At 61.1% G+C, this 24,562-nt stretch carries 22 protein-coding genes; 18 read left to right on the forward strand and 4 right to left on the reverse strand.

Translation table 11 applies throughout. The features are described 5' to 3' along the window. The first annotated feature begins 369 nt into the window (after window positions 1-369). The 18 genes from ccoN to CGA22_RS02615 all read left to right on the forward strand — a co-directional run bounded on the left by ccoN (window position 370) and on the right by CGA22_RS02615 (window position 19,739). Window positions 370-1,812 carry a cytochrome-c oxidase, cbb3-type subunit I gene (gene ccoN, locus CGA22_RS02530; protein WP_041023251.1) on the forward strand — a complete coding sequence of 481 codons (1,443 nt, stop codon included), beginning with the start codon at window positions 370-372 and terminating at the stop codon, window positions 1,810-1,812. After that, a complete protein-coding gene (gene ccoO / locus CGA22_RS02535) occupies window positions 1,812-2,420 on the forward strand; it encodes a cytochrome-c oxidase, cbb3-type subunit II (protein ID WP_003199605.1) in 609 nt (202 codons plus the stop codon). The genes ccoN and ccoO overlap by 1 nt, the downstream gene beginning before the upstream one ends. 6 nt (window positions 2,421-2,426) lie before the next feature. After that, the gene (locus CGA22_RS02540; RefSeq protein ID WP_003183474.1) at window positions 2,427-2,612 is read left to right on the forward strand and encodes a CcoQ/FixQ family Cbb3-type cytochrome c oxidase assembly chaperone; all 186 of its coding nucleotides are present in this window, start codon (window positions 2,427-2,429) and stop codon (window positions 2,610-2,612) included. Then, complete coding sequence (ccoP, locus tag CGA22_RS02545; protein ID WP_041021799.1) at window positions 2,609-3,592, forward strand: cytochrome-c oxidase, cbb3-type subunit III; 984 nt, start codon at window positions 2,609-2,611, stop codon at window positions 3,590-3,592. The genes CGA22_RS02540 and ccoP overlap by 4 nt, the downstream gene beginning before the upstream one ends. Window positions 3,593-3,739: 147 nt before the next feature. Beyond that, window positions 3,740-3,994 carry a type II toxin-antitoxin system Phd/YefM family antitoxin gene (locus CGA22_RS02550; protein WP_041021798.1) on the forward strand — a complete coding sequence of 85 codons (255 nt, stop codon included), beginning with the start codon at window positions 3,740-3,742 and terminating at the stop codon, window positions 3,992-3,994. Continuing rightward, the gene (locus CGA22_RS02555) at window positions 3,994-4,404 is read left to right on the forward strand and encodes a type II toxin-antitoxin system VapC family toxin (RefSeq protein WP_041021797.1); all 411 of its coding nucleotides are present in this window, start codon (window positions 3,994-3,996) and stop codon (window positions 4,402-4,404) included. The genes CGA22_RS02550 and CGA22_RS02555 overlap by 1 nt, the downstream gene beginning before the upstream one ends. 150 nt (window positions 4,405-4,554) lie before the next feature. Further along, entirely contained in the window at window positions 4,555-8,913 is a 4,359-nt protein-coding gene (locus tag CGA22_RS02560; RefSeq protein ID WP_188258469.1) for an RHS repeat-associated core domain-containing protein, read from the forward strand. A 1-nt stretch (window position 8,914) separates the two neighbouring features. After that, window positions 8,915-9,325, forward strand: coding sequence for a hypothetical protein (locus tag CGA22_RS02565; protein WP_223194630.1), 411 nt, complete (start codon window positions 8,915-8,917; stop codon window positions 9,323-9,325). Between the two features lie 222 nt (window positions 9,326-9,547). Then, on the forward strand, window positions 9,548-10,072 hold the full coding sequence (locus tag CGA22_RS02570; protein ID WP_052435076.1) for a hypothetical protein: 525 nt from the start codon (window positions 9,548-9,550) through the stop codon (window positions 10,070-10,072). 406 nt (window positions 10,073-10,478) lie between these two features. After that, the gene (locus tag CGA22_RS02575) at window positions 10,479-10,841 is read left to right on the forward strand and encodes a DUF6124 family protein (protein WP_041020489.1); all 363 of its coding nucleotides are present in this window, start codon (window positions 10,479-10,481) and stop codon (window positions 10,839-10,841) included. A gap of 326 nt (window positions 10,842-11,167) precedes the next feature. Then, window positions 11,168-12,583, forward strand: a complete 1,416-nt coding sequence (gene ccoG, locus CGA22_RS02580) for a cytochrome c oxidase accessory protein CcoG (RefSeq protein ID WP_041020488.1) — start codon at window positions 11,168-11,170, stop codon at window positions 12,581-12,583. An 11-nt stretch (window positions 12,584-12,594) separates the two neighbouring features. Beyond that, window positions 12,595-13,134 (forward strand): FixH family protein, encoded by a 540-nt coding sequence (locus CGA22_RS02585; RefSeq protein WP_041020487.1) that lies wholly within the window; start codon window positions 12,595-12,597, stop codon window positions 13,132-13,134. Window positions 13,135-13,291: 157 nt separating this feature from the next. Continuing rightward, window positions 13,292-15,742, forward strand: a complete 2,451-nt coding sequence (locus CGA22_RS02590; RefSeq protein WP_041020486.1) for a heavy metal translocating P-type ATPase — start codon at window positions 13,292-13,294, stop codon at window positions 15,740-15,742. A 24-nt stretch (window positions 15,743-15,766) separates the two neighbouring features. Next, window positions 15,767-15,985, forward strand: coding sequence for a cbb3-type cytochrome oxidase assembly protein CcoS (ccoS, locus tag CGA22_RS02595; RefSeq protein ID WP_041020485.1), 219 nt, complete (start codon window positions 15,767-15,769; stop codon window positions 15,983-15,985). Then, a complete protein-coding gene (locus tag CGA22_RS02600) occupies window positions 15,978-16,661 on the forward strand; it encodes a sulfite exporter TauE/SafE family protein (RefSeq protein ID WP_041020484.1) in 684 nt (227 codons plus the stop codon). The genes ccoS and CGA22_RS02600 overlap by 8 nt, the downstream gene beginning before the upstream one ends. A 241-nt stretch (window positions 16,662-16,902) precedes the next feature. Continuing rightward, window positions 16,903-18,285 carry an oxygen-independent coproporphyrinogen III oxidase gene (hemN, locus tag CGA22_RS02605; RefSeq protein WP_041020483.1) on the forward strand — a complete coding sequence of 461 codons (1,383 nt, stop codon included), beginning with the start codon at window positions 16,903-16,905 and terminating at the stop codon, window positions 18,283-18,285. A gap of 94 nt (window positions 18,286-18,379) precedes the next feature. After that, the gene (fnr, locus tag CGA22_RS02610; RefSeq protein WP_041020482.1) at window positions 18,380-19,114 is read left to right on the forward strand and encodes a fumarate/nitrate reduction transcriptional regulator Fnr; all 735 of its coding nucleotides are present in this window, start codon (window positions 18,380-18,382) and stop codon (window positions 19,112-19,114) included. Window positions 19,115-19,190: 76 nt separating this feature from the next. Further along, window positions 19,191-19,739, forward strand: coding sequence for an adenine phosphoribosyltransferase (locus CGA22_RS02615; RefSeq protein WP_041020481.1), 549 nt, complete (start codon window positions 19,191-19,193; stop codon window positions 19,737-19,739). Between the two features lie 272 nt (window positions 19,740-20,011). Here the strand turns inward: CGA22_RS02615 and recR are convergent, their stop codons facing one another. The 4 genes from recR to dnaX all read right to left on the reverse strand — a co-directional run bounded on the left by recR (window position 20,012) and on the right by dnaX (window position 24,430). Beyond that, window positions 20,012-20,614 (reverse strand): recombination mediator RecR, encoded by a 603-nt coding sequence (gene recR, locus CGA22_RS02620; RefSeq protein WP_041020490.1) that lies wholly within the window; start codon window positions 20,612-20,614, stop codon window positions 20,012-20,014. Between the two features lie 66 nt (window positions 20,615-20,680). After that, window positions 20,681-21,715: an NADP-dependent oxidoreductase gene (locus CGA22_RS02625; protein ID WP_041020480.1), complete on the reverse strand. Its 1,035-nt coding sequence runs from the start codon at window positions 21,713-21,715 to the stop codon at window positions 20,681-20,683. Between the two features lie 257 nt (window positions 21,716-21,972). Next, a complete protein-coding gene (locus CGA22_RS02630; RefSeq protein WP_003183512.1) occupies window positions 21,973-22,311 on the reverse strand; it encodes a YbaB/EbfC family nucleoid-associated protein in 339 nt (112 codons plus the stop codon). A 64-nt stretch (window positions 22,312-22,375) separates the two neighbouring features. Continuing rightward, window positions 22,376-24,430, reverse strand: a complete 2,055-nt coding sequence (gene dnaX / locus CGA22_RS02635) for a DNA polymerase III subunit gamma/tau (RefSeq protein ID WP_188258470.1) — start codon at window positions 24,428-24,430, stop codon at window positions 22,376-22,378. Window positions 24,431-24,562 lie beyond the last annotated feature (132 nt).

Consider the following 24,562-nt stretch of genomic DNA (forward strand, 5'->3'; position numbering starts at 1 on the left):
TAAGCTTGCCTCTGCGTGTACTGGCGACTGCCGGTTTCAGGTCGACCCGACCCGATGTGTTCGACAATCGTTCGACAAAAACGCCGTAAAGACAGGCAGATACCGGCTGTGACGACAATGGTCCGGTGTCACCCGAACGCCGGCTTTGAACACACCCCGTTACAACCGACCTGACCCCCTCGCCTCTTTCCTTCGGCGCGACACTTTGTCGAGGGCCCATTTTGTCCTTACGCGGCGTATGGAAAGGCCGCAGAATCAGCTTTTGAAAGCATTGACCCAGGTCATGGCGCGTTGCAATGACCCCCCGCTTTCTCCATACTTGCGGCCGATTTTTATCCTAATAAAACACCCAAACCGTGGAACCTTAGAATGAGCACAGCAATCAGTCCGACTGCTTATAACTATAAGGTAGTCCGCCAGTTCGCCATCATGACGGTGGTCTGGGGGATCCTTGGCATGGGGCTCGGTGTCTTCATCGCCTCGCAACTGGTCTGGCCGGAGTTGAACTTCGATCTGCCATGGACGACCTTTGGACGCCTGCGCCCGCTGCACACCAACCTGGTGATCTTCGCCTTCGGTGGTTGTGCATTGTTTGCCACTTCCTACTACGTCGTGCAGCGAACCTGCCAGACGCGACTGATCTCCGACAGCCTCGCGGCCTTCACCTTCTGGGGTTGGCAAGCGGTCATCGTCGGCGCGATCGTGACCTTGCCCATGGGTTTGACCACCACCAAGGAATACGCGGAACTGGAATGGCCCCTGGCTATTCTGCTGGCCATCGTCTGGGTGACCTACGGCCTGGTGTTCTTCGGCACCATCGTCAAGCGCAAGACCAAGCACATCTACGTCGGTAACTGGTTCTACGGTGCCTTCATCGTCGTGACGGCCATGCTGCACATCGTCAACCACATGTCGCTGCCGGTCAGCCTGTTCAAATCGTACTCGGCCTACTCGGGCGCGACCGACGCGATGATCCAGTGGTGGTACGGCCACAACGCCGTGGGCTTCTTCCTGACCACCGGCTTCCTGGGGATGATGTACTACTTCGTGCCGAAACAGGCCGAGCGTCCGATCTACTCCTATCGCCTGTCCATCGTCCACTTCTGGGCGCTGATCACCCTGTACATCTGGGCCGGTCCGCACCACCTGCACTACACCGCGCTGCCGGACTGGGCGCAATCGCTGGGCATGGCCATGTCGATCATCCTGCTGGCGCCAAGCTGGGGCGGCATGATCAACGGCATGATGACCCTGTCGGGCGCCTGGCATAAGCTGCGCACCGACCCGATCCTGCGCTTCCTGGTGGTGTCCCTGGCGTTCTACGGCATGTCGACCTTCGAAGGTCCGATGATGGCCATCAAGACCGTCAACTCCCTCTCCCACTACACCGACTGGACCATCGGCCACGTGCACGCCGGCGCGCTCGGCTGGGTGGCGATGATTTCCATCGGCGCCGTCTACCACATGATCCCGAAACTGTTCGGTCGTGCGCAGATGCACAGCACCCCCCTGATCAACGCGCACTTCTGGCTCGCGACCATCGGTACCGTGCTCTATATCGCCTCGATGTGGGTCAACGGCATCACCCAGGGCCTGATGTGGCGCGCGATCAACGACGACGGCACCCTGACCTACTCGTTCGTCGAAGCGCTGCAAGCCAGCCATCCTGGCTACATCGTCCGTGCCCTGGGCGGCGCGTTCTTCGCCAGCGGCATGCTGTTCATGGCCTACAACGTGTACCGCACCGTTCGTGCTTCTGACCCGGCTGAAGCTGAAGCCGCCGCCAAGATCGCCGTAGTTGGAGCTCACTGATGAAGCACGAAGCAGTAGAGAAGAATATCGGCCTGCTGGCCTTCTTCATGGTCATCGCCGTGAGCATCGGCGGCCTGACCCAGATCGTTCCGCTGTTCTTCCAGGACGTGACCAACAAGCCGGTCGAAGGCATGAAGCCGCGTACCGCCCTTGAACTGGAAGGCCGCGACATCTACATCGCCAACGGCTGTGTCGGCTGCCACTCGCAGATGATCCGTCCGTTCCGCGCCGAGACCGAACGCTACGGCCACTACTCGGTCGCCGGTGAAAGCGTCTGGGACCACCCGTTCCTGTGGGGCTCCAAGCGTACCGGTCCGGACCTGGCCCGCGTTGGCGGTCGTTACTCCGATGACTGGCACCGTGCGCACTTGTACAACCCGCGCAACGTGGTGCCCGAGTCGAAAATGCCGGCCTACCCGTTCCTCGTGGAAAACAAGCTCGACGGCAAGGACACCGCGAAAAAAATGGAAGTCCTGCGCACCCTGGGCGTGCCTTACACCGACGAAGACATCGCCGGAGCCAAGGACGCTGTGAAGGGCAAGACCGAAATGGACGCGCTGGTGGCCTATCTGCAAGGCCTGGGCACCATCATCAAAAGCAAACGGTGATTCTTAATGGATATCGGGATGATTCGCGGCCTGGGCACCGTCGTCGTGATGGTGGCTTTTATCGGTCTGGCCCTGTGGGTGTTCAGCCCCAAGCGCAAGTCGGAGTTTGACGACGCGACCTTGCTGCCGTTCGCGGATGATCCCGAAGCCATCAAGCACGTCGAGCAAGCTTCTAGGAGTAACAAAGAATGACAACGTTCTGGAGTCTGTACGTCACAGTCCTCAGCCTGGGAACGATCTTCTCCCTGACCTGGCTGCTGCTGTCGACCCGCAAGGGCCAGCGCAGCGAGGCCACCGAAGAGACGGTTGGCCATTCCTTCGACGGGATCGAGGAATACGACAACCCGCTGCCGAAATGGTGGTTCATGCTGTTCGTGGGCACCATCGTGTTCGCCCTCGGTTATCTGGCGCTCTACCCGGGCCTGGGCAACTGGAAAGGCCTGCTGCCAGGTTATAACTACCTGGACACCGAAAAGCAGACCGCCTTCGCCAACGGCCAGACCGGCTGGACCGGCGTGCACGAGTGGGAAAAGGAAATGGCGCGCTCGGATGCCAAGTTCGGTCCGATCTTCGCCAAGTTCGCCTCCATGCCGATCGAAGAAGTTGCCAAGGACCCGCAAGCCTTGAAGATGGGTGGCCGCCTGTTCGCCTCCAACTGCTCGGTCTGCCACGGTTCCGACGCCAAGGGTGCCTACGGTTTCCCTAACCTGACCGACGCCGACTGGCGCTGGGGCGGTGAGCCGGAAACCATCAAGACCACCATCATGGGCGGTCGTCATGCCGTGATGCCGGGCTGGGCTGCCGTGGTTGGCGAGCAAGGTGTCGCCGACGTAGCGTCGTACCTGGTGACCAGCCTGCACGGTCGCAAACTGCCGGAAGGCGCCAAGGCCGATCCGGCCAACGGCCAGAAAATCTTCGCTGCCAACTGCGTGGCCTGCCACGGTCCGGCAGGCCAGGGTACTCCAGCCATGGGCGCACCCAACCTGACGCACCCGGCCGCGTTCATCTACGGTTCGAGCTTCGCTCAACTGCAGCAGACCATCCGCTACGGTCGCCAGGGCCAGATGCCTGCCCAGGCCGACCTGCAAGGCAACGACAAGGTCCACCTGCTGGCCGCCTATGTCTACAGCCTGTCCCACGGCGAAAAGGCTCCGGCCGCTGACGCCCAGTAAGGCTTACGCCTGATACACGAAAGGCCCCGTCAATGCACATTGACGGGGCCTTTTTCATGGCCGGTCCGATAGGGCGCAGCCGTTTCTCTTGCCGCCAATCAGTCAAGGTAGTAACGTGCCTACATCAATTTCAATGAGGGCATGCCCATGTCCATCACGACCATGTCCAGCCGCGAATTCAACCACGACACAAGTGGTGCCAAAAAAGCGACCCGCGAAGGGCCCGTCATCATCACCGACCGTGGCAAGCCGGCTCATGTGCTGCTAAGCATTGAGGAGTACCAGAAACTGACCGGCATCGGCGCCAGCATTGCGGAGCTGCTGGTCATGCCCGATGCGCCGGATATCGATTTCACCACCGAGCGCGCCGTCATCACTCCTCGAGCGGTAGACCTGTCCTGATGTATTTACTCGACACCAATGTCATTTCGGAATTGCGTAAACCCCAGGCCGACAGAAACGTGCAGGCCTGGGCCCGCAGCGTGGCCGCGCCCAGTCTGTATATCTCGGCGATTACCATCCTGGAACTGGAAACCGGCGTGTTGCGCTTCGAACGCAAGGACCCGAGCCAAGGCGGTCGGCTGCGCGCCTGGCTGGACAACCATGTCTTGCCCGCCTTTGCCGGCAGGATCCTGGCGGTGGACCGCGCCGTGGCACTGCGCTGCGCACGCCTGCACGTGCCCGACCGCAGCAATGAATGCGACGCGCTGATCGCCGCCACGGCGCTGATCCATGGACTGACCGTGGTCACTCGCAACGTAGCGGACTTCGAAGGCAGCGGGGTTACGCTGCTCAATCCGTGGGTCGCCTGACCGACCGATTGCCTGATTCATCTTAAGCTGGTCCAATGCCCGCTCGCACGGATACGCAAGCCAGATTGCCAAGGAGACAAGGCGCAATGGAAGGCCTCACAGTCCTAGAACCAATAACCGCCAGCGGTTGCCACTGCCTGGGTAACGCGCATGTCTGACGCGCTCTGGGCCGCTCGCCTGGGCGATGCGCTGGATCACACCTCGATGATGGCCGACATCCTCGGCGGCGTGCTGGAGGTGGCGGCCAACATCGCAATCACCGCCGTCGCCACCGCCGCCGTGGTCGCGGCCACCGGCATCACGGTCGCGACCGGCGGCCTCGGTTGCTTCCTGCTCGGCGCCGTGGTCGGCGCGGTCGTCGGCCTCGCCATGAGCAAGACCGGCGCCGACAAGGGCCTGAGCAATATCTGCGAGGGCATCGGCAACGCCCTCTTTCCGCCCACGGTGCAGGCGAACATCCTCACCGGCTCCACCGACACCCTGACCAACAACATTCCCGCCGCCCGCGCCGCCGGGGCCATTGAGTCCCACGTCGCGCCGGCCGGCACCGAACTCGAAGCGCCCGAGCCCAGCTACCTGGACATGGCCGAGAGTTTCTTCTCGCAGATGTGGCGGCCTACGGTAGCCACGCCCGCGCCCGGTGCGGTGCCCAAGCCGCTGGACATGATCACCTGCCTGAAGCACCCGCCGATGCCGCCGCAGTTCCTGGCCGAAGGCTCGGACAAGGTCACCATCAACGGCCAGCCCGCCGTGCGCAGCGGTGACCGCAGTACCTGCGAAGCCAAGGTGGTCTCGTCCGGTTTGATTTCCCCGGACGTGACCATCGGCGGCGGCACCGTGGTGGTACGGGAGATTCGCAGCGGCAAGACGCCGGGCGTGGGGCTGGCGGTCACCGCGTTGCTGATGCTCAAGGGCAGCAAGGGCAAGTTCTTCAGCAAGCTGCCGTGCATGCTGGCCGGCGCAGCGGCGTCGATGGCGGTCAGCAGTGCCATGGGTGCGGCGGCCAACGCGGCCATGGGCTCGTCGAACCCGGTGCATGCGGCCACCGGGGCCAAGGTGCTGGGCGGCGATGAAGAGCTGGATTTCGTGCTGCCGGGAATCCTGCCCATCGACTGGCAGCGCTTCTACAACAGCCGCGACGAGCGCGGCGAAGGGCTGTTCGGCGTCGGTTGGAGCATCGCTTACGAAATACGCGTCGAGATCCTGCCCCATCCCGAGGGCGGCGAGACCCTGGTCTACACCGACGAACAGGGCCGCCCCATCGACATGGGCTCGATCCCCTTAGGCAGTGCGGTGTTCAGCCCCGGCGAAGGCCTCGCCGTGCGGCGTCATGCCAACGGGCAATTGCTGATCGAAAGCGCGGACGGCCTGTACCGTCTGTTCGAACCGGCGCCGGGGAACTCGGCTTTGCTGCGCCTGAATCAATTGGGCGACCGCAACGACAACCGCATTCACCTCGATTACGACGAAACCGGACGCCTGGTACGCCTGCGCGACGCTTTCGACCTGGTACAGGTCGAACTGGTTTACGAACGTGAACGTGTCAGCCAGATCGAACGCCTGTACCCCGACCAGCAACGGGAAGTGCTGGTCAGCTACGGCTATGACGCGGCGGGCAACCTGACCGAAGTGCGCGACGCCACCGGCCAGGTGCAACGACGCTTCGCCTACGACGCGGGCCGGCGCATGGTGGAACACCAGTTGCCCACTGGCTTGCATTGCTTCTACGACTGGGCTTTGATCGAGGATCAGGAATGGCGCGTGGTCCGTCACTGGACCGACGAGGGCGATGCCTACCAGTTCGACTATGACCTCACGGCTGGCATCACCCGTATCAGCGATGGCTTGCAACGGGTCAGCATCCGCCATTGGAACAGCCAGCACCAGATCACCCAATTCACCGACACGCTCGGCCAGACCTGGTCGTTCGAGTGGAACGACGAGCGCCAGATGCTCGGCGCCACAGACCCACAGGGCGGGCACTACACCTACAGCTACGACGAAGCCGGCGACCTGATCAGCGAAACCGACCCGCTGGGCCGCAGCAACACCACCCTCTGGTTGGAACACTGGTCCTTGCCGCTGACCGACACCAATGCCGCCGGCCACAGCTGGACGTACCGCTACGATCAGCGCGGCAACTGCATCGCCGAAACCGATCCGTTGGGCCACGTCACCCGCTACCGCTACGACGCCCACGGCCAGGTCGTGGAGATCATCGACGCCACCGGCAAGCGCAAGACGCTGCGCTGGAACCCGTTCGGACAACTGGTGGAGCATGTCGATTGCTCGGGTTACCCGACGCGGTTCAGCTACGACCACCGCGGCTACCTGCACACCATCACCGACGCCCTCGGCGAGCGCACCCAGTTCAGCTACGACGCCCAAGGTCGCTTGCTCGGCAGCCAATTGCCGGACGGCCGCCGCGAGCTTTACCAGCGCGACGTCGCCGGCCAGTTGACCGGCTATACGGACCCGGCCGGGCACACAACTCTTTACCAACACAACCGCCGCGGCCAGGTCCGCCAGCGCACCGACGCCCAGGGCCGGCAGGTGCAGTTTGCTTACGACGGCTATGGGCGACTGCAGGCGCTGGTCAATGAGAATGGTGAACGCTATCGGTTTGCCTGGGATGCTGGCGACCGATTGGCCGAACAGCAGGATCTGGATGGCAGCGCCAAGCGCTACGCCTACGACCGACTGAACAACCTCGCGGCGGTGACGGCCGTTCCGGCCCCTCACGGCACCGTCCTGGCAGTCGTCTCCGAAGCGCCTCCGCCGCCCATCGTCCATCGACTGGAGCGCGACGCCGTGGGTCGGCTGATCGCCAAAATCACCGACGATGGCCGCACTGAGTACGCTTACGACCCGCTGGACCAGCTCACCGCCGTCACCTTCACCGACCACCAGGGCAACGCCCAAAGCCTGAGCTTCGCCTACGACGCCCTCGGCCAGTTGCTGACCGAAAACAGCGCCGCCGACAGCTTGCAACACCGCTACGACGAACTCGGCAACCTGATCCAGACCCAACTGCCCGATGGCCGCTGGCTCAACCGGCTGTACTACGGCAGCGGCCACCTGCACCAGATCAACCTCGACGGCCAGGTCATCAGCGACTTCGAACGCGACCGCCTGCACCGTGAAGTGCTGCGCACCCAAGGGCAGATCAGCACCCGCAGCGAGTATGACCGCAGCGGCCGCCTTCGCTCGCGCCAACGCCGCCACACCAGCCAACCGTCGCTCCTGCCGGCAACGGTGCAAAAACACTTCGAGTACGACCCCGCCGGCAACCTGATCGGCAAACTCGACCAGCAACCGGCCGCACAGCACCGCCAATTGCTGCACTACGACACCACCGGCCGCATTATCGCCAGCCAGGACAGCCTTCACGGCCAACGCGAAACCTTTGCCTACGACGCCGCTGCCAACCTGCTGGACGGCCCACAAGCCGGTGCCGGCCGGGTGGTGCATAACAAATTGCTGACGTATGAGGACAAGCGGTACCGCTACGACGCCTTTGGCCGGATGATCGAAAAACGCAGCGCAAAACGCGGCCTGCAACGCTTTGCCTACGATGCCGAAAGTCGCCTGATCGAAGTGCGCAACGAAAACGGCAGCATTGTGCGCATGACCTACGACCCCCTGGGCCGACGCATCGCAAAAACCGAGCACGACACCCACGACTATCCGCTCGGCGAAACCCGTTTTACCTGGGACGGCCTGCGCCTGTTGCAGGAACATCGCCACCAGCAGAGCAGCCTGTACCTCTACGACGACAACAGCTACGAACCCCTCGCCCGGGTCGATGGCAGCGGCCCGCTGCAAAAGATCCGCTACTACCACAACGACCTCAACGGCCTGCCGGAACAGCTCACCGAAGCCGACGGGCACAGCGTCTGGCAGGCGACCTATCGTGTCTGGGGCAACACGCTGGAAGAGGTGCGCGAGCCGTATTACATCGAAGAGCAGAACCTGCGGTTCCAGGGGCAGTACCTGGACCGGGAGACGGGGCTGCATTTCAATACGTTCAGGTTTTATGATCCGGATGTCGGAAGGTTTACGACGCCGGATCCGATTGGGTTGGAAGGTGGTTTCAATCTTTATCAGTACGCCCCTAATACTTTCAGCTGGATCGACCCCAAAGGCTTGGCGTGCAGCGCGTACAAGGGAAAATTGAACCAAAAAGCATCACAGATGCGACCTTTGGCCAAAGGCTCAAAAGAATGGAAACAGGCCGTCATAGATAGCAGGACGGCTATGACCAAAGGAGAAAAATTTCAAGTAAAGGTAAAATCCAGCTCAGATGCCAAAGCGTTCCTGAAAGAATCACAAGGCAACATGAACCGCTACAAAGCTCATACCCAAAGCGCTCGGGCCGATGGTGCGGCAAAATACCCTAAAGGCTACGAACAACATATGGCTCCCGAGGGTGGCTTTGGGGACACACCTCATATTAAGTGGTACAACAATGGAGCGGATGGTCATATTTTCTATGACATTCCGAACTGACATGAAAAGCGATTATCGTCTGGAAGGACTCAAAAAGCTTGACTTAGGTCCAAATGAAAACAGCGAGGCGATTTTTTCGCTGATGCTACAGCCCACCTTGTCAGGCGACTTCATTCAAGTACTTGACTCGCTTGAAGATCTGGAGGCTCATCTGACCTCAGACTACTACTATGTGGCGCACAAACTCATTGCCACCAAAGGCAAAAAAATAATATTCAAGGGAGCGCTATGTAAAGCGACACGAGACGACCTCACAAGTTTTCTTGATGAAGCCAAGGCCTCCGGCGACCTGCGTGAATTATTGATCACTTCTGTCCGGCCTCATCCAGACAGGAAAGTAATATACATTTCAGAAGACTCAATTTTTCTGTACGCAGATGGATATACTCAACGCCCTCTGCCTCCCGCTTGAAGAGCTTCTGAATACCCGATTTCAGATAAAGATAAACCTGTTCGAGCCTTTGTCCTATGAACGGCTTTTAAAGCCACTAGTGGTCTGTGCAGTTACGCCCCAACCGCGTCGACGCAGTCCTGAAGGCAGACCGCGCTAACTACTTTACGACGGCTGCGCCCTCGGAACGGGAGCAAGCTCCCTCGCCACGAATTAACACCACACTGATGAATGGATCATAAAATGATTGATTTTAGAGCAGAGATAAAATCAAAACATTCCGCAGCCAATATCTTGCTTGGGGAAAACATCTCTACCTATGCCAATCAGCTGTATGAAAAGCACAAAGTCGAAGTAAAACTCTACGACCTGCCCGATAACGAAACGAGAACAGCCTACGTAGTGGATAACACCATCACTATCGCGACACTTCCCGACGGAACAATTTTCTCCATTGGTTGCAATACCCACTACAAGGGGCTGTACAGAGATGCACTTTCCACGGGCATGTCGTTTGGCCAAATAAAAAAGCTCACGACACGCCAAAGAATATTCAACGGTTCACTTATCCTCGATGAGGACTTCGGTTTTTCTTACGTATTACCTTCCCCTTATGATGAAATCGCTGACTGTATTGAAGACATACCGCCAGATTTGATACTAGATGAAATCTATATCTCTGATTTTTCTTCATGGCTTGGTGGCAACGATAATATTAGCGGCATCATTACTGGCATTTACGTAGCGGGCAGACTGCACGGCGGTTAGAGGCCCCGAGCGGGAGCAAGCTCCCTCGCCACGAATTGCACATAACTTTCAGACCGTGCCTACACACTGGCTATCGCGCTCGTCCAGGCTACGCAACCTTGCGCCTTTACCTACAACTACGCCAGAATCCGCCCGCTTGTGCGCCTTAGTCATGCCGTCCTATCGTAATCCCGTCGCTGCAGATTCAGCGACCGGGCTTGGCGGCCCGGTACTCGAAAGGCGTAACAATCCTTCAAATATGACTGCGATGCTTTTGGCATTGGCTTTCGTATGTTATGGCGGGTTGCGCAAGGATCCCTTCGGGGATGCCGGGTTCCTTTCGTTCCGGTCCGCCAACCTTGTGTAATCCGTCACCCCATCTGCTTGGCGGCAGACGGTGATGGTTCCCCTACGAAAGGAGTTCATCATGTTCAAAGCCACACCCAATCCGCCGAAGGCGGATTCCACCTCCTCCTGCAAAGCTGATACTGGTTCCAAGAAATACGACGAAGCCACCAACCGGGCGCTTGATTACTACCTGCTACCCAAACAGGAACAATCTCAAGACGCTCCGAAACCAGGCCAGCTATTCACCATCGTGAAAGATATCGATAACGAATGCCTGCTCGCCAACCTCAGCGAAACCCTGGCTTCAGCTGACGCAATGGTCAGCGATCTCGCCTTCGAATTGGACGGTTCACGACGTCACATTGCCCTGGGCATTCAGCAATTGATCGAGCTGAGTTACTTATTGGCGAATCGGGTATTGGATAACGTCGATCCGCGATAGCTGCCAAGTATCAGAAAACAAAGGGCATACCGAGCGTATCGATATGCCCTTTTTTGCGCATGCCTGCACACCCACCGCTATGACACCTAATAACCAATATTACAAATCGTCCGCTACGGCTGGACGACTATACTCGACAAGTCAATTGATCTGGGTCATGACTTGTTACATCCGTTACACCATTCGCCCCTTGCGCCCAACGCGACCAAAGGTCGCACCCTTGAGCTAGAGCGACAGGCGTATCATTGCGCCATTGCAGCACCCTTTCTGACCGTGGTCGGCACGCACTGGCCTCGGCACTTTTCCACTGCCGTGGGATGCATTTGATGAGCAATCAGATTCCGGTACATGACGTTACCCCGCCTGCCAAGGACGCCAACAAGAGCGTCGACCTGTATGCCTCTCGGGAAAAAATCTACACCCGCGCCTTCACCGGTCTGTTCCGCAATCTGCGAATGGTGGGTGGAGCCTTTTTGTTCCTGCTGTATTTCGGTACCGTCTGGTTGAACTGGGGCGGTCATCAGGCCGTCTGGTGGAACCTGCCGGAACGTAAATTCTTTATTTTTGGCGCGACCTTCTGGCCCCAGGATTTCATCCTGTTGTCCGGGCTGCTGATCATTGCCGCCTTCGGCCTGTTTTTCATTACGGTCTACGCCGGACGGGTGTGGTGTGGCTACACCTGCCCACAAAGCGTGTGGACCTGGATCTTCATGTGGTGCGAAAAAGTCACCGAAGGCGACCGCAACCAGCGCATCAAGCTGGACAAGGCGCCCATGGGGGCCAACAAGTTCCTGCGCAAATTCGCCAAGCACAGCCTCTGGCTGCTGATCGGTTTCGTCACCGGCATGACCTTCGTCGGCTACTTCACGCCGATTCGCGACCTGGTGTTCGAGTTCTTTACCGGTGACGCCGATGGCTGGTCGTATTTCTGGGTGGGTTTCTTCACCCTCGCCACCTATGGCAACGCCGGCTGGCTGCGTGAGCAGGTGTGCATCTACATGTGCCCCTATGCCCGCTTCCAGAGCGTGATGTTCGACAAGGACACGCTGATCGTGTCCTACGACCCACGTCGCGGCGAAGGCCGTGGCCCTCGCAAGAAAGGCGTCGACTACAAGGCCTTGGGCCTGGGGGATTGCATCGATTGCACCATGTGCGTCCAGGTCTGCCCCACCGGTATCGATATCCGCGACGGCCTGCAGATCGAGTGCATCGGCTGCGCCGCCTGCATCGATGCCTGCGACAACATCATGGATAAGATGGATTATCCGCGCGGCCTGATCAGCTACACCACTGAACACAACCTCTCCGGGCAGAAAACCCATAAACTGCGCCCGCGCCTGATCGGCTATGCCCTGGTGCTGCTGGCGATGATCAGTCTGCTGGTGACGGCGTTCTTCATGCGTTCGCTGGTGGGTTTCGACGTCAGCAAGGACCGCGTGCTGTTCCGCGAAAACGCCGAAGGCCGGATCGAGAACGTCTACAGCCTGAAGATCATGAACAAGGACCAGCGCGATCACACCTATGTGCTGGAGGCCACCGGCCTGCCTGACCTGAAGCTGCAAGGCCGACGGGAAATCAAGGTCGCGGCCGGCGATATCTTCAGCCAGCCAGTGGAGTTGTCCAGTGCGCCGGACCAACTGCCGTCGAGCACCAACGAGGTGACCTTCATCCTCAAGGATGCCGATGACGACAGCGTTCATGTCGAAGCCAAGAGCCGGTTCATCGGCCCACAAATTCGTTGAGAGAACTGAACATGCCTGCAGCAACCGCCACCAGCCCTTGGTACAAGCACCTCTGGCCGTGGATCATTATCGGGATCCTGACCTGCTCGGTGACCTTGAGCCTGACGATGGTGACCATTGCGGTGAAGAACCCGGACAACCTGGTCAACGACAACTACTACGAAGCCGGCAAGGGCATCAACCGCTCGCTGGAGCGCGAACTGCTGGCCCAGACACTGCAGTTGCATGCCAACGTGCAGATGGATGACGTCACTGGCGAGGTGAACCTGCGCCTGAGCGGCAACAGCCGGCCCCAGACCCTGGAGTTGAGCCTGATTTCGCCGACCCAGCCGGAGAAGGACCGCAAGATCGTCCTGACCCGCAACGACAGCGAGCCGGGGCGGTACATCGGCCAGTTGACGGACAAGATCGAAGGCCGGCGCTTTGTCGAATTGCTGGGGGTGGAGAACGACAAGACGTGGAGACTGTTCGAAGAAGAGCAGATCAACCACGACCAGGCCATCCTGCTGGGCGATGAGCCGCTGCAAGGTGCTGAAGACCTGAAGAAGTAGCCCGTCTTTCTGTCGTTCTGATTGTTCCCACGCTCCGCGTGGGAACACAGCCCGGGGCGCTCCGCGTCCCCCTCGCAAGCGTGACGCGGAGCGTCACAGGATGCGTTCCCACGCAGAGCATGGGAACGATCATTGGACAACGTTCTGTGAAAACGCAATGACTACGCCCCTGCCCTGCTACCACTGCGCCCTGCCCGTCCCTCCCGGCAGTCGCTTCACCGCCGTTGTCCTGGGTGAAACCCGCGAGCTGTGCTGCCCGGGTTGCCAGGCGGTGGCCGAAGCGATTGTCGCTGGCGGCCTGGAGAGTTATTACCAGCATCGCAGTGAAGCATCGGCCAACCCCGAAACCTTGCCTGTCCAGTTGACCGATGAACTGGCGTTGTACGACCGCCCCGACGTGCAGCAATCGTTCGTGCGCCACGAAGGCGAGTTGGCCGAAACCACTCTGTTGATGGAAGGCATCAGTTGCGCCGCCTGTGGCTGGTTGATCGAAAAACAATTGCGCGGCCTGCCGGGCGTGGCCGAAGCGCGATTGAACCTGTCCAATCATCGCTTGCAGGTGCGTTGGGCCGACGCTGAACTGCCGTTGAGCACCCTGCTCGCCGAATTGCGCCAGATCGGCTACGTCGCCCACCCGTACCAGGCCGACCAGGCCAGCGAGCAACTGGCCGCGCAAAACCGCCTGGCCCTGCGCCAACTGGGCGTGGCCGGGCTGCTGTGGTTCCAGGCCATGATGGCGACCATGGCGACATGGCCGGAATTCAATATCGACCTGAGCCCGGAGATGCACACCATCCTGCGCTGGGTTGCGCTGTTTCTCACCACCCCCATCGTGTTCTACAGCTGCGCGCCCTTCTTCAAAGGCGCGATGCGCGACCTGCGCACCCGTCACCTGACCATGGACGTTTCCGTGTCCCTGGCGATCGGCAGCGCCTATATCGCCGGGATCTGGACCTCTGTCACCGGTGTGGGCGAGCTCTATTTCGATGCCGTGGGCATGTTCGCACTGTTTCTGCTGGCCGGCCGCTACCTGGAGCGACGGGCCAGGGAGCGCACCGCTGCGGCCACCGCACAACTGGTCAATCTGTTGCCGGCCTCGTGCCTGCGCCTGGCAAGCGACGGCCAGAGCGAACGCATCCTGCTCAGCGAGTTGCGGACCGGCGACCGGGTCCTGGTGCATCCGGGGTCGGTCCTGCCGGCTGATGGCAGGATCCTCGACGGTCAGTCCAGCATCGACGAGTCCCTGCTGACCGGTGAATACCTGCCGCAACCCCGCCAGGCGGGCGATGCGGTTACCGCGGGCACGTTGAACGTCGAAGGCGCCTTGACCGTCGAGGTGCAGGCATTGGGGCAAGACACCCGATTGTCCGCCATCGTGCGGCTGCTGGAGCGAGCCCAGGCCGAAAAGCCGCGACTGGCGGAAGTCGCTGACCGGGCAGCCCAATGGTTCCTGCTGTTCTCCCTGATCGCCGCTGCCGCCATCGGCCTGTTGTGGTGGCAGCTGGATGCGTCCCGCGCGTTCTGGATTGTCCTGTCGATGCTGGTCGCCACCTGTCCTTGCGCGCTGTCCCTCGCGACCCCAACCGCCCTCACTGCCGCCACCGGCACCCTGCACAAGCTCGGTCTGCTACTGACCCGGGGTCATGTCCTGGAGGGCCTGAACCAGATCGATACGGTGATTTTCGACAAGACCGGTACCCTCACCGAAGGTCGCCTGGCCTTGCGCGCCATTCGCCCATTGGCGGACCTCGACGGCGACCAGTGCCTGGCGCTGGCCGCCGCCCTGGAAAACCGCTCCGAACACCCCATCGCACGGGCTTTTGGCCGCGCGCCGCTGGCCGCCGAACAGGTACAGAGCACACCCGGGCTGGGGCTGGAGGGTCAAGTGGGCGAGCAGCGCCTGCGCATCGGCCAACCCGGTTTTGTCTGCGAGCTGAGTCGCGCGACAGCACCGTCGATGCCGGACGAGCCCGGCCAATGGCTGCTGCTGGGCGATACCGGCGGCCCCTTGGCCTGGTTCGTCCTCGACGACCGTCTGCGCGCCGACGCCCCGGCCTTGCTGGCGGCCTGCAAGGCGCGCGGCTGGCGCACACTCCTGCTGTCGGGCGACAGTTCGCCGATGGTATCCAGCGTCGCCGCCGAACTGGGCATCGACGAGGCCCGGGGCGGTCTGCGTCCGGATGACAAACTGGCGGTGCTGCAGCAGTTGCATCGGCAAGGCCGCAAAGTGCTGATGCTCGGCGACGGAGTCAACGATGTGCCGGTGCTGGCGGCAGCGGACATCAGCGTTGCCATGGGCTCGGCCACCGACCTGGCCAAGACCAGTGCCGACGCGGTGTTGCTGTCCAACCGTCTCGATGCCCTGATCCACGCTTTCAACCTGGCCCGGCGCACCCGTCGGGTGATCATTGAGAACCTGGTGTGGGCGGCGCTGTACAATGGCCTCATGTTGCCGTTCGCCGCCCTCGGCTGGATTACGCCGGTGTGGGCCGCGGTCGGCATGTCCATCAGTTCGTTGACCGTGGTGTTGAATGCGCTGAGGCTGACTCTCCAGCCCAAGCTGCAGGTTTACGACCCCACGCCCGATACCCGCCCGTTGCCGGCCTGAGCCGCGCGGGCCTGGAGTTCCGAGATGCCAGCTCTCTACGTGATGATCCCGGCCGCGCTGCTGATCGTGGCCATCGCCGTGTACATTTTCTTCTGGGCCGTGGACAGTGGCCAGTACGATGACCTCGATGGTCCGGCCCATAGCATCCTGTTCGATGATCAGGATCCCAATCACAAGGCCGCCGTGGATGAAGCCGACGGCCAAACCCAGCGACCGGACGACAAGGCCCCGCCCCATGCTTGATCTGGTGCCATTACTGGTTTCAGCGGTGATCCTCGGCCTGCTGGGCGGCGGCCACTGCCTGGGCATGTGCGGCGGCCTGATGGGCGCCCTCACCCTGGCAATCCCCAAGGAACAACGCAGCCGGCGCTTCCGGCTGTTGCTGGCGTACAACCTGGGGCGAATCCTGAGCTATGCCACCGCCGGCCTGTTGATCGGCCTGGCCGGCTGGGCCGTCGCCAACAGTCCGGCGGCAATGATCATGCGGGTACTGGCCGGATTGCTGCTGATCGCCATGGGCCTGTATCTGGCGGGCTGGTGGAGCGGCCTCACCCGCATTGAAGGCGTCGGCCGAGGCTTGTGGCGGCATATCCAACCGGTCGCCAACCGCTTGCTGCCCGTGTCGAGCCTGCCCCGGGCCTTGCTGCTTGGCGCGCTGTGGGGCTGGTTGCCCTGCGGCCTGGTCTACAGCACCCTGCTGTGGTCCGCCAGCCAGGGCAACGCACTGGACAGCGCGTTGCTGATGCTGGCTTTCGGCCTCGGCACCTGGCCGGTACTGCTCGCCACCGGCCTGGCCGCCGAACGCGTCACCGCCCAGTTGCGCAAACGCAGCGTGCGCATGGCCGGCGGCCTGCTGGTGATTGTTTTTGGCCTCTGGACCTTACCGGGGCCGCACCAGCACTGGCTCATGGGACACTGACAGGGATTCCCTGCCACTGCCACCTGTGGGAGCCGAGCTTGCTCGCGATGAGGGCGGCACCATCGATATCAAATTGATTGACCCACCGCTATCGCGAGCAAGCTCGGCTCCCACAAGTTGTACTCCACACCTTGCACCAACAGCGTCTTGAACAGCACTCCCCCGTTGATGCAAGTCAACACGCCCCAACGTCCGCCCCCCTAGACTCGCGCCCATGCCAGCCTATCCGGGGAACGCCCGCATGCTCGACGCCATTCGTTGGGATTCTGACCTGATCCGCCGCTACGACGTAGCGGGACCTCGCTACACCTCGTACCCGACTGCGGCGCAGTTCGCCGGCCAGGTGGGGACCTTCGACCTGTTTCACGCCCTGCGCGACAGCCGCAAGGCTATGCGGCCGCTGTCGCTCTACGTGCACGTGCCATTCTGCGCGAATATTTGCTACTACTGCGCCTGCAATAAAGTCATCACCAAGGACCGTGGTCGTGCCCACGCCTACCTGCAACGCCTGGAACAGGAAATCCAGCTGATCGGCTGCCACCTGGACCCGGCCCAGCGCGTGGAACAGTTGCACCTGGGGGGCGGCACCCCGACGTTCCTCAGCCACGACGAGCTGCGCCAGTTGATGGCCAAGCTACGCAAGCATTTCAACCTGCTGGATGACGACTCCGGTGACTACGGCATCGAAATCGATCCCCGGGAAGCCGACTGGTCGACCATGGGCCTGTTGCGGGAACTGGGCTTCAACCGGGTCAGCATCGGCGTGCAAGACCTCGATCCGGCCGTGCAGCGCGCCGTCAACCGCCTGCAAAGCCTGGAGGAAACCCGGGCGGTAATCGAAGCCGCACGGACCTTGCAGTTCCGCTCGATCAACCTCGACCTGATCTACGGCCTGCCCAAACAGACCCCGGACAACTTCGCCCGCACCGTCGCAGAAGTCATCGATCTGCAACCGGATCGACTTTCGGTGTTCAACTACGCTCACCTGCCGGAACGCTTTATGCCCCAGCGGCGCATCAACAGCCAGGACCTGCCGAACCCGGAACAGAAACTGGCGATGCTGCAAGGCACCATCGAACAACTGACCGCCGCCGGTTACCGCTACATCGGCATGGATCACTTCGCCCTGCCCGACGACGACCTGGCCATCGCTCAGGAAGAAGCCACTCTGCAACGCAACTTCCAAGGCTATACCACCCACGGCCATTGCGACCTGATCGGCCTCGGCGTGTCAGCCATCAGTCAGATCGGCGACCTGTACTGCCAGAACAGCAGCGATCTGAACCAGTACCAGAACAGTCTCGCCGAGGGACAACTGGCGACCCGTCGTGGGCTGGTGTGCAACGCCGACGACCGTCTCCGACGGGCGGTGATCCAGCAATTGATCTGCCATTTCGACCTGGCCTTCGCCGAGATCGAGCAAACCTTCAATATCGATTTCTACGGTTATTTCGCGGCGTTGTGGCCGCAGTTGCAGGCCATGGCCGAAGACGGGCTGATCGAGCTGAACACTACCCACATCAAAGTACTGCCTGCCGGGCGCCTGCTGGTACGCTCGGTGTGCATGGTGTTCGATGGCTATCTGGAGCAGCAAAACCGACAGCGCTTCTCCCGCGTCATCTAAGCGCGACAATTTGACGAGGGAACCACACTGGCCCGGGCCCCAGCGCTGGGTTACCCTTACGTCTTATGTGTGTTTTCTCACAAGGATTAAAGAAATGTCCGAGCCAGTCAAACTGCGCGCCCACAGCCAGGCCCATTGCAAGGATTGCAGCCTGGCCCCTCTCTGCCTGCCACTTTCGCTGAATCTGGAGGACATGAACGCGCTGGACGAAATCGTCAAACGAGGCCGACCGTTGAAAAAAGGTGAATTCCTGTTTCGCCAGGGTGACACCTTCGATTCCGTCTATGCCGTGCGCTCCGGCGCGTTGAAAACTTTCAACCTGAGCGACAGCGGCGAAGAACAGCTCACCGGTTTTCACTTGCCCAGCGAGCTGGTGGGACTGTCCGGCATGGACACTGAAAGCCATCCAGTCTCGGCCCAGGCGCTGGAAACCACCTCGGTGTGCGAGATTCCCTTCGACCGTCTCGATGAACTCGCGCTGCAACTCCCACAGTTGCGCCGTCAATTGATGCGAGTGATGAGCCGGGAGATCCGTGACGATCAGCAGATGATGCTGCTGCTCTCGAAAAAAACCGCCGACGAGCGTATCGCAACCTTCCTGGTCAACCTCTCCGCCCGTTTCCGTGCCCGTGGATTCTCAGCCAACCAGTTCCGACTGAGCATGTCGCGCAATGAAATAGGCAATTACCTGGGCCTGGCCGTGGAGACCGTATCCCGGGTATTCACCCGTTTCCAGCAGAATGAGTTGATCGCCGCCGAAGGCAAGGAAATCCACATCCTCGACCCGATCCAGCTCTGCGCCCTGGCCGGCGGCTCGATCGAAGGCTGATGAACGAGCGCGGCTGAGGGATTCCCTTGGCCGCGCTATACTGCCGCGTTTGCAGCCTTGCCAGGACACTTCGACGATGGTCTTCGACTCCTTCGACATCAAATCCCTGATCCGCCCCGTAATCGACTTCCCCAAACCCGGCGTGATCTTCCGCGACATTACCCCGCTGTTCCAGTCTCCCACGGCCCTGCGGCTGGTGATGGACAGCTTCGCCCACCGCTACGTCGAGGCCGAGTTCACCCACATTGGCGCGATGGATGCCCGGGGCTTCCTGATCGGTTCGATCCTTGCCTATCAGTTGAACAAGCCACTGGTGCTGTTCCGCAAGCAGGGCAAGCTGCCCGCCGATGTGCTGGCCGAGGGTTACCAGACCGAATACGGCGAAGCCTTCCTGGAAGTGCATGCCGACAGCCTGTGCGAAGGCGATTCGGTGGTGATGTTCGATGACCTGATTGCCACCGGCGGTACGTTGATCGCTGCCGCCAACCTGATCCGCCGCATGGGCGCCAAGGTCCACGAGGCCGCGGCGATCATCGACCTGCCGGAATTGCTGGGCTCCCAGCGGCTGGAAGACATGGGGATCCCAACGTTCTGCCTGACGCAGTTCTCCCTGAGCGAACGTTAACTGCCCGGCCATCATCGGATCTGTGGGAGCGGGCTTGCTCGCGAAAGCGGTACATCAGTCACATTTATCGCTAACTGACTTACCGCCATCGCGAGCAGGCTCGCTCCCACAGGGTTTGTGTTCGGCCGCAGAATATTAAAGCTACCCCCCGACCAATGTGGGAGCGAGCCTGCTCGCGATTGCAGAGTGTCAGTCGCCTCTTGACTGACTGATACTCCGCTATCGCGAGCAGGCTCGCTCCCACAGGTCTCCCACAGGTATTTGTATCGTGGTTACAGCGTGATCGGCTTGCGCCCGGCAAACGAGTGCGCCAGCGTTCCGCCATCGACCAATTCAAGCTCCCCTCCCAACGGCACGCCATGGGCGATGCGAGAGGCAACCAGGCCTTTGTTGCTCAGCAACTGGGCGATGTAATGGGCGGTGGCTTCGCCTTCTACCGTCGGGTTGGTGGCGAGGATGACCTCGGTGAAAGTCCCCGCCTCTTCGATCCGCGCCATCAACTCTGGAATACCGATCGCCTCAGGCCCCAGGCCGTCGAGGGGCGAGAGATGTCCCTTGAGCACGAAATACCGGCCACGGAAACCAGTCTGCTCCACCGCATACACGTCCATGGGCCCTTCCACGACGCACAGCAGCGTGTCGTCGCGACGGGAATCGGCACATTGCGGGCACAGGTCGTCTTCGGTCAGGGTCCGGCATAAACGGCAATGCCCAACGCCTTCCATGGCCTGGCTCAGGGCCTGGGCCAGGCGCGAACCGCCGCTGCGATCACGCTCAAGCAATTGCAACGCCATGCGCTGGGCAGTTTTCTGACCCACACCCGGCAAGGTTCGCAGGGCATCGATCAGTTGGCGAATCAAAGGGCTGAAGCTCATCGAGGAAATGTCCGACATAACAACGAGACGCGGTTTATACCCGCGCCTCTGACCAGCGTCAAATTCTCAATCCTGCGCCACCCGCACCACCAGCTTGCCGAAGTTGCGTCCTTCGAGCAGCCCGATAAATGCCTGTGGCGCATTCTCCAGACCATCGACCACGTCTTCGCGGAACTTGACCCGGCCATCTCGCACCCACGGTGCCATGGCGCTGATGAATTCCGGCTGGCGGTCGCCGTAGTCGTCAAACACGATAAACCCCTGCATGCGTACCCGCTTGGTCAGCAAGGTACGTTGCAATTGCGGCAAGCGATCCGACCCGCTCGGGGCCTGTTGATCGTTGTAGGACGCAATCAGACCACAGAGCGGAATGCGGGCCTTGGCGTTGAGCAGTGGTACCACCGCGTCGAAGACTTTGCCGCCAACGTTTTCGTAATAAATGTCGATGCCTTTGTCGCACGCCCGGGCCAGCTCTTCGGCAAAGTGCTCGCTCTTGTGGTCGATGCAGGCGTCGAATCCCAACTCATCGACCACGTATTGGCATTTCTCGCGGCCGCCAGCCACCCCGACGACCCGCAGGCCCTTGATTTTCGCCACCTGGCCGACCACGGAACCCACGGCGCCCGAAGCGGCCGCCACCACCAGGGTTTCTCCAGCCTTGGGTTGGCCGATGTCCATCAGCCCCATGTAGGCGGTCATGCCCGGCATGCCCAACACCCCCAAGGCCATCGACGGGCTGGGCAACCCGGATGGGATAGGGATGACGTTGCGGCCATCGCTGATGCTATGGCTCTGCCATCCCGTGACGCCTACTACCAGATCGCCCTCGTGGAATTTGGGGTGCCTCGAACGCACCACGCGGCTGACAGCCCCACCGGTCATTACCTCATCGATTTCCACCGGCGCAGCGTAGGAAGGCGCGTCGCTCATGCGTCCGCGCATGTAGGGATCCAGGGACAGGAACAATGTCTTGAGCAGAATCTGCCCGTCCGCCAGCTCTGGCAGGGTTACCTGTTCAACACGGAAATTCTCCGCGGTGGGAGCGCCCTTGGGACGGGAAGCGAGGACGATGCGTTGGTTGGAGGTCGATACTTGTGACATGGAAGCGTCTCCTTGAGCGTTGATGGGACGTATAGGGAGCAGACCATTGCCTGGGGGGTGGCGTTCGATGTTTATCGCTGTAGGAGCAAGGCTTGCCCGCGATGAAGTTAACGCGGTCTTGCAGGAAGTCCCGGCGCCTGTATCGCGAGCAAGCTTTGCTCCCACAAGGTTCTGCCATCACAGCCATGTACCAGAAACAAAAATGCCAGGCGCGATGCCTGGCATTGGGTGTAGCCCATCCCGACCGGGATGGCGAATCAGAACGGCAGTTTCATGCCCGGCGGCAGTTGCATGCCGGCGGTCATGCCAGACATCTTGTCCTGGCTGTTGGCTTCGATCTTGCGCACGGCGTCGTTGACGGCCGCAGCGAACAGGGCTTCGAGCATTTCCTTGTCGTCTTCGCTCAGGCCTTCGACCACGCTCGGGTCAATGCTGACGCGCTTGATATCGTGGCGACCGGTCATGACCACGGTCACCATGTCGCCGCCGGACTTACCGGTGACTTCGGCGTTGGCCAGTTCTTCCTGCATCTTGGCCATTTTTTCCTGCATCTGCTGCGCCTGCTTCATCAGGCCGGCCATGCCACCTTTCATCATGGGAATCACCTCGAAAGTACTTGGATAAACACCGCGCCCGGCCCTTTCGGCCCGGCGCCTTCAATTATGAGCCCTGGGTGACCGGGGCCTCGACAGGTTCGATAGTATCGTGACGGACCACCGCGCCGAACTGTTGCATCATCTGCTGGATGAACGGATCGCTGTGGATCGACTCCTCGGCCTCGCGCTGGCGGTCGGCACGGCGTCGGGACGCGGCCTGGGCCGGGGTTTCCTGCTCAGGCTTGATCAGTTCGATGCTCAGCGTCAGGGTGCGCTGGTGATACTGGTTCAGTGCATCGTTGAGACGCCGCTGCTGGGTCGCGTTGAACAGGGCGCTGTGGGCCGGGTCCAGGTGCAGCAGCCAGTGATCACCCTCTACCGCGATCAGCGTGCAGTTAGCGGCGATGCTACCGGTCATGCCGGTGATCGGCAATTTCGGGAACAGCTCCAGCCATTGCAGGGCCAGTCCGGTGGCCGGCATCGCTGCGGGTTCCGGCTCAGGCTCGGGTGCCGGCTCGGCGGCGTGCTCGCTGGCCAGGTCGTCCAGGTAACTGTAGGCCGAGTCCATGTCCGGCTCGATGTAATCCTCATCCAACGGAGGCTCGTCGTCCAGGTCCATGCCCGGCGTGGCCATATCCACATCGGCGGCTGTCGGCTCGGGCATCGGAGCGGCGACCCACTCGGGCGCTTCGGGCACCACGCTATCGGGCGTAGGCAGGGGCATCGGCGGCAGCTCGGGCTGCTCGGCGACGGTTTCCAGTACGGGCTCCACGACAGGCTGCTGGACGATCTCCGGTTCGACCGGATCATTCCAGGGCAGATCGATGACGGTTTCGGCGACAGGCTCGGGAATCGGCTCAGGCTCAGGCTCGACGACAGGTGCCGGAACCGGTTCCTTGACGGGCGCCACCGCCGCCGGAGCAGAAGCTACTGCCGGCGCAACAACGGGCGCGGCAGCCACTGGCTTGGCGGAATCAGCTGTGGCCTGGCTGATCCCCACTGGCTTTAGCGCCTGCCTCGGCGCATCCGCCGTGTCGGCAGGCCGGAACGCCAGCATTCGCAGCAACACCATTTCAAAGCCGCCGCGCGGATCCGGCGCCAGGGGCAGGTCGCGTCGGCCGATCAGGCCCATCTGGTAATAGAACTGCACGTCTTCGGCGGGCAAGGCCTGGGCCAGGGCCAGCACGCGATCACGGTCGCCATGGCCATTGTCGACGCCGTCAGGCAAGGCCTGGGCGATGGCGACACGGTGCAATACATTGAGGATTTCCGACAGCACGCCGTTCCAGTCCGGCCCCTGTTCGGCCAGGTGGCGCACCGCTTCGAGCAACGCCTTCGCGTCGCCGTCGATCAGGGCATGCAACACGTCATAGACCTGGCCGTGATCGAGCGTACCGAGCATGGCCCGCACATCGGCAGCCATGACCTTGCCTTCACCGAAGGCAATGGCCTGGTCGGTCAGACTCATGGCGTCACGCATCGAACCATCGGCGGCGCGCCCCAACAGCCACAGCGCATCGTCTTCGAACGGCACATTCTCGACACCCAGTACGTGGGTCAGGTGCTCGACGACCCGTTCCGGTGTCATGTTCTTCAGGGAGAACTGCAGGCAGCGCGACAAAATCGTTGCAGGAAGCTTCTGCGGATCGGTGGTCGCCAGGATGAACTTGACGTAGGGCGGCGGCTCTTCAAGCGTCTTGAGCAGCGCATTGAAGGAATGGCTGGAAAGCATGTGCACTTCGTCGATCAGGTAGACCTTGAAGCGCCCACGGCTCGGGGCGTACTGCACGTTGTCGAGCAGCTCGCGGGTGTCCTCGACCTTGGTTCGGCTGGCGGCGTCGATCTCGATCAGGTCGACGAAACGTCCTTCGTCGATTTCCCGGCAGACCGAACACTTGCCACAAGGCGTCGAAGTGATACCGGTTTCACAATTCAGGCACTTGGCGATGATCCGTGCAATGGTAGTCTTGCCCACGCCGCGGGTGCCGGTGAACAGGTAGGCGTGGTGCAGCCGCTGACTGTCCAAGGCATTGATCAGAGCCTTGAGCACATGGGTCTGGCCGACCATTTCGCGGAACGAGCGCGGACGCCATTTACGTGCAAGAACCTGATAACTCATCGAAAACCATCGCAACGAAGGAACAGAAGCGGCTAATGCTAGCGGAGCAGGGGCGAAATTGCATCCGGTGCGCCGTTCTAATCTGGCTAAGCTTGGGATCAGGGACTCGGTTGTCGACACGTTTTTAGACCG

Source organism: Pseudomonas sp. PSB18 (genome assembly GCF_014596565.1).
In the GTDB taxonomy this organism is placed as follows: domain Bacteria; phylum Pseudomonadota; class Gammaproteobacteria; order Pseudomonadales; family Pseudomonadaceae; genus Aquipseudomonas.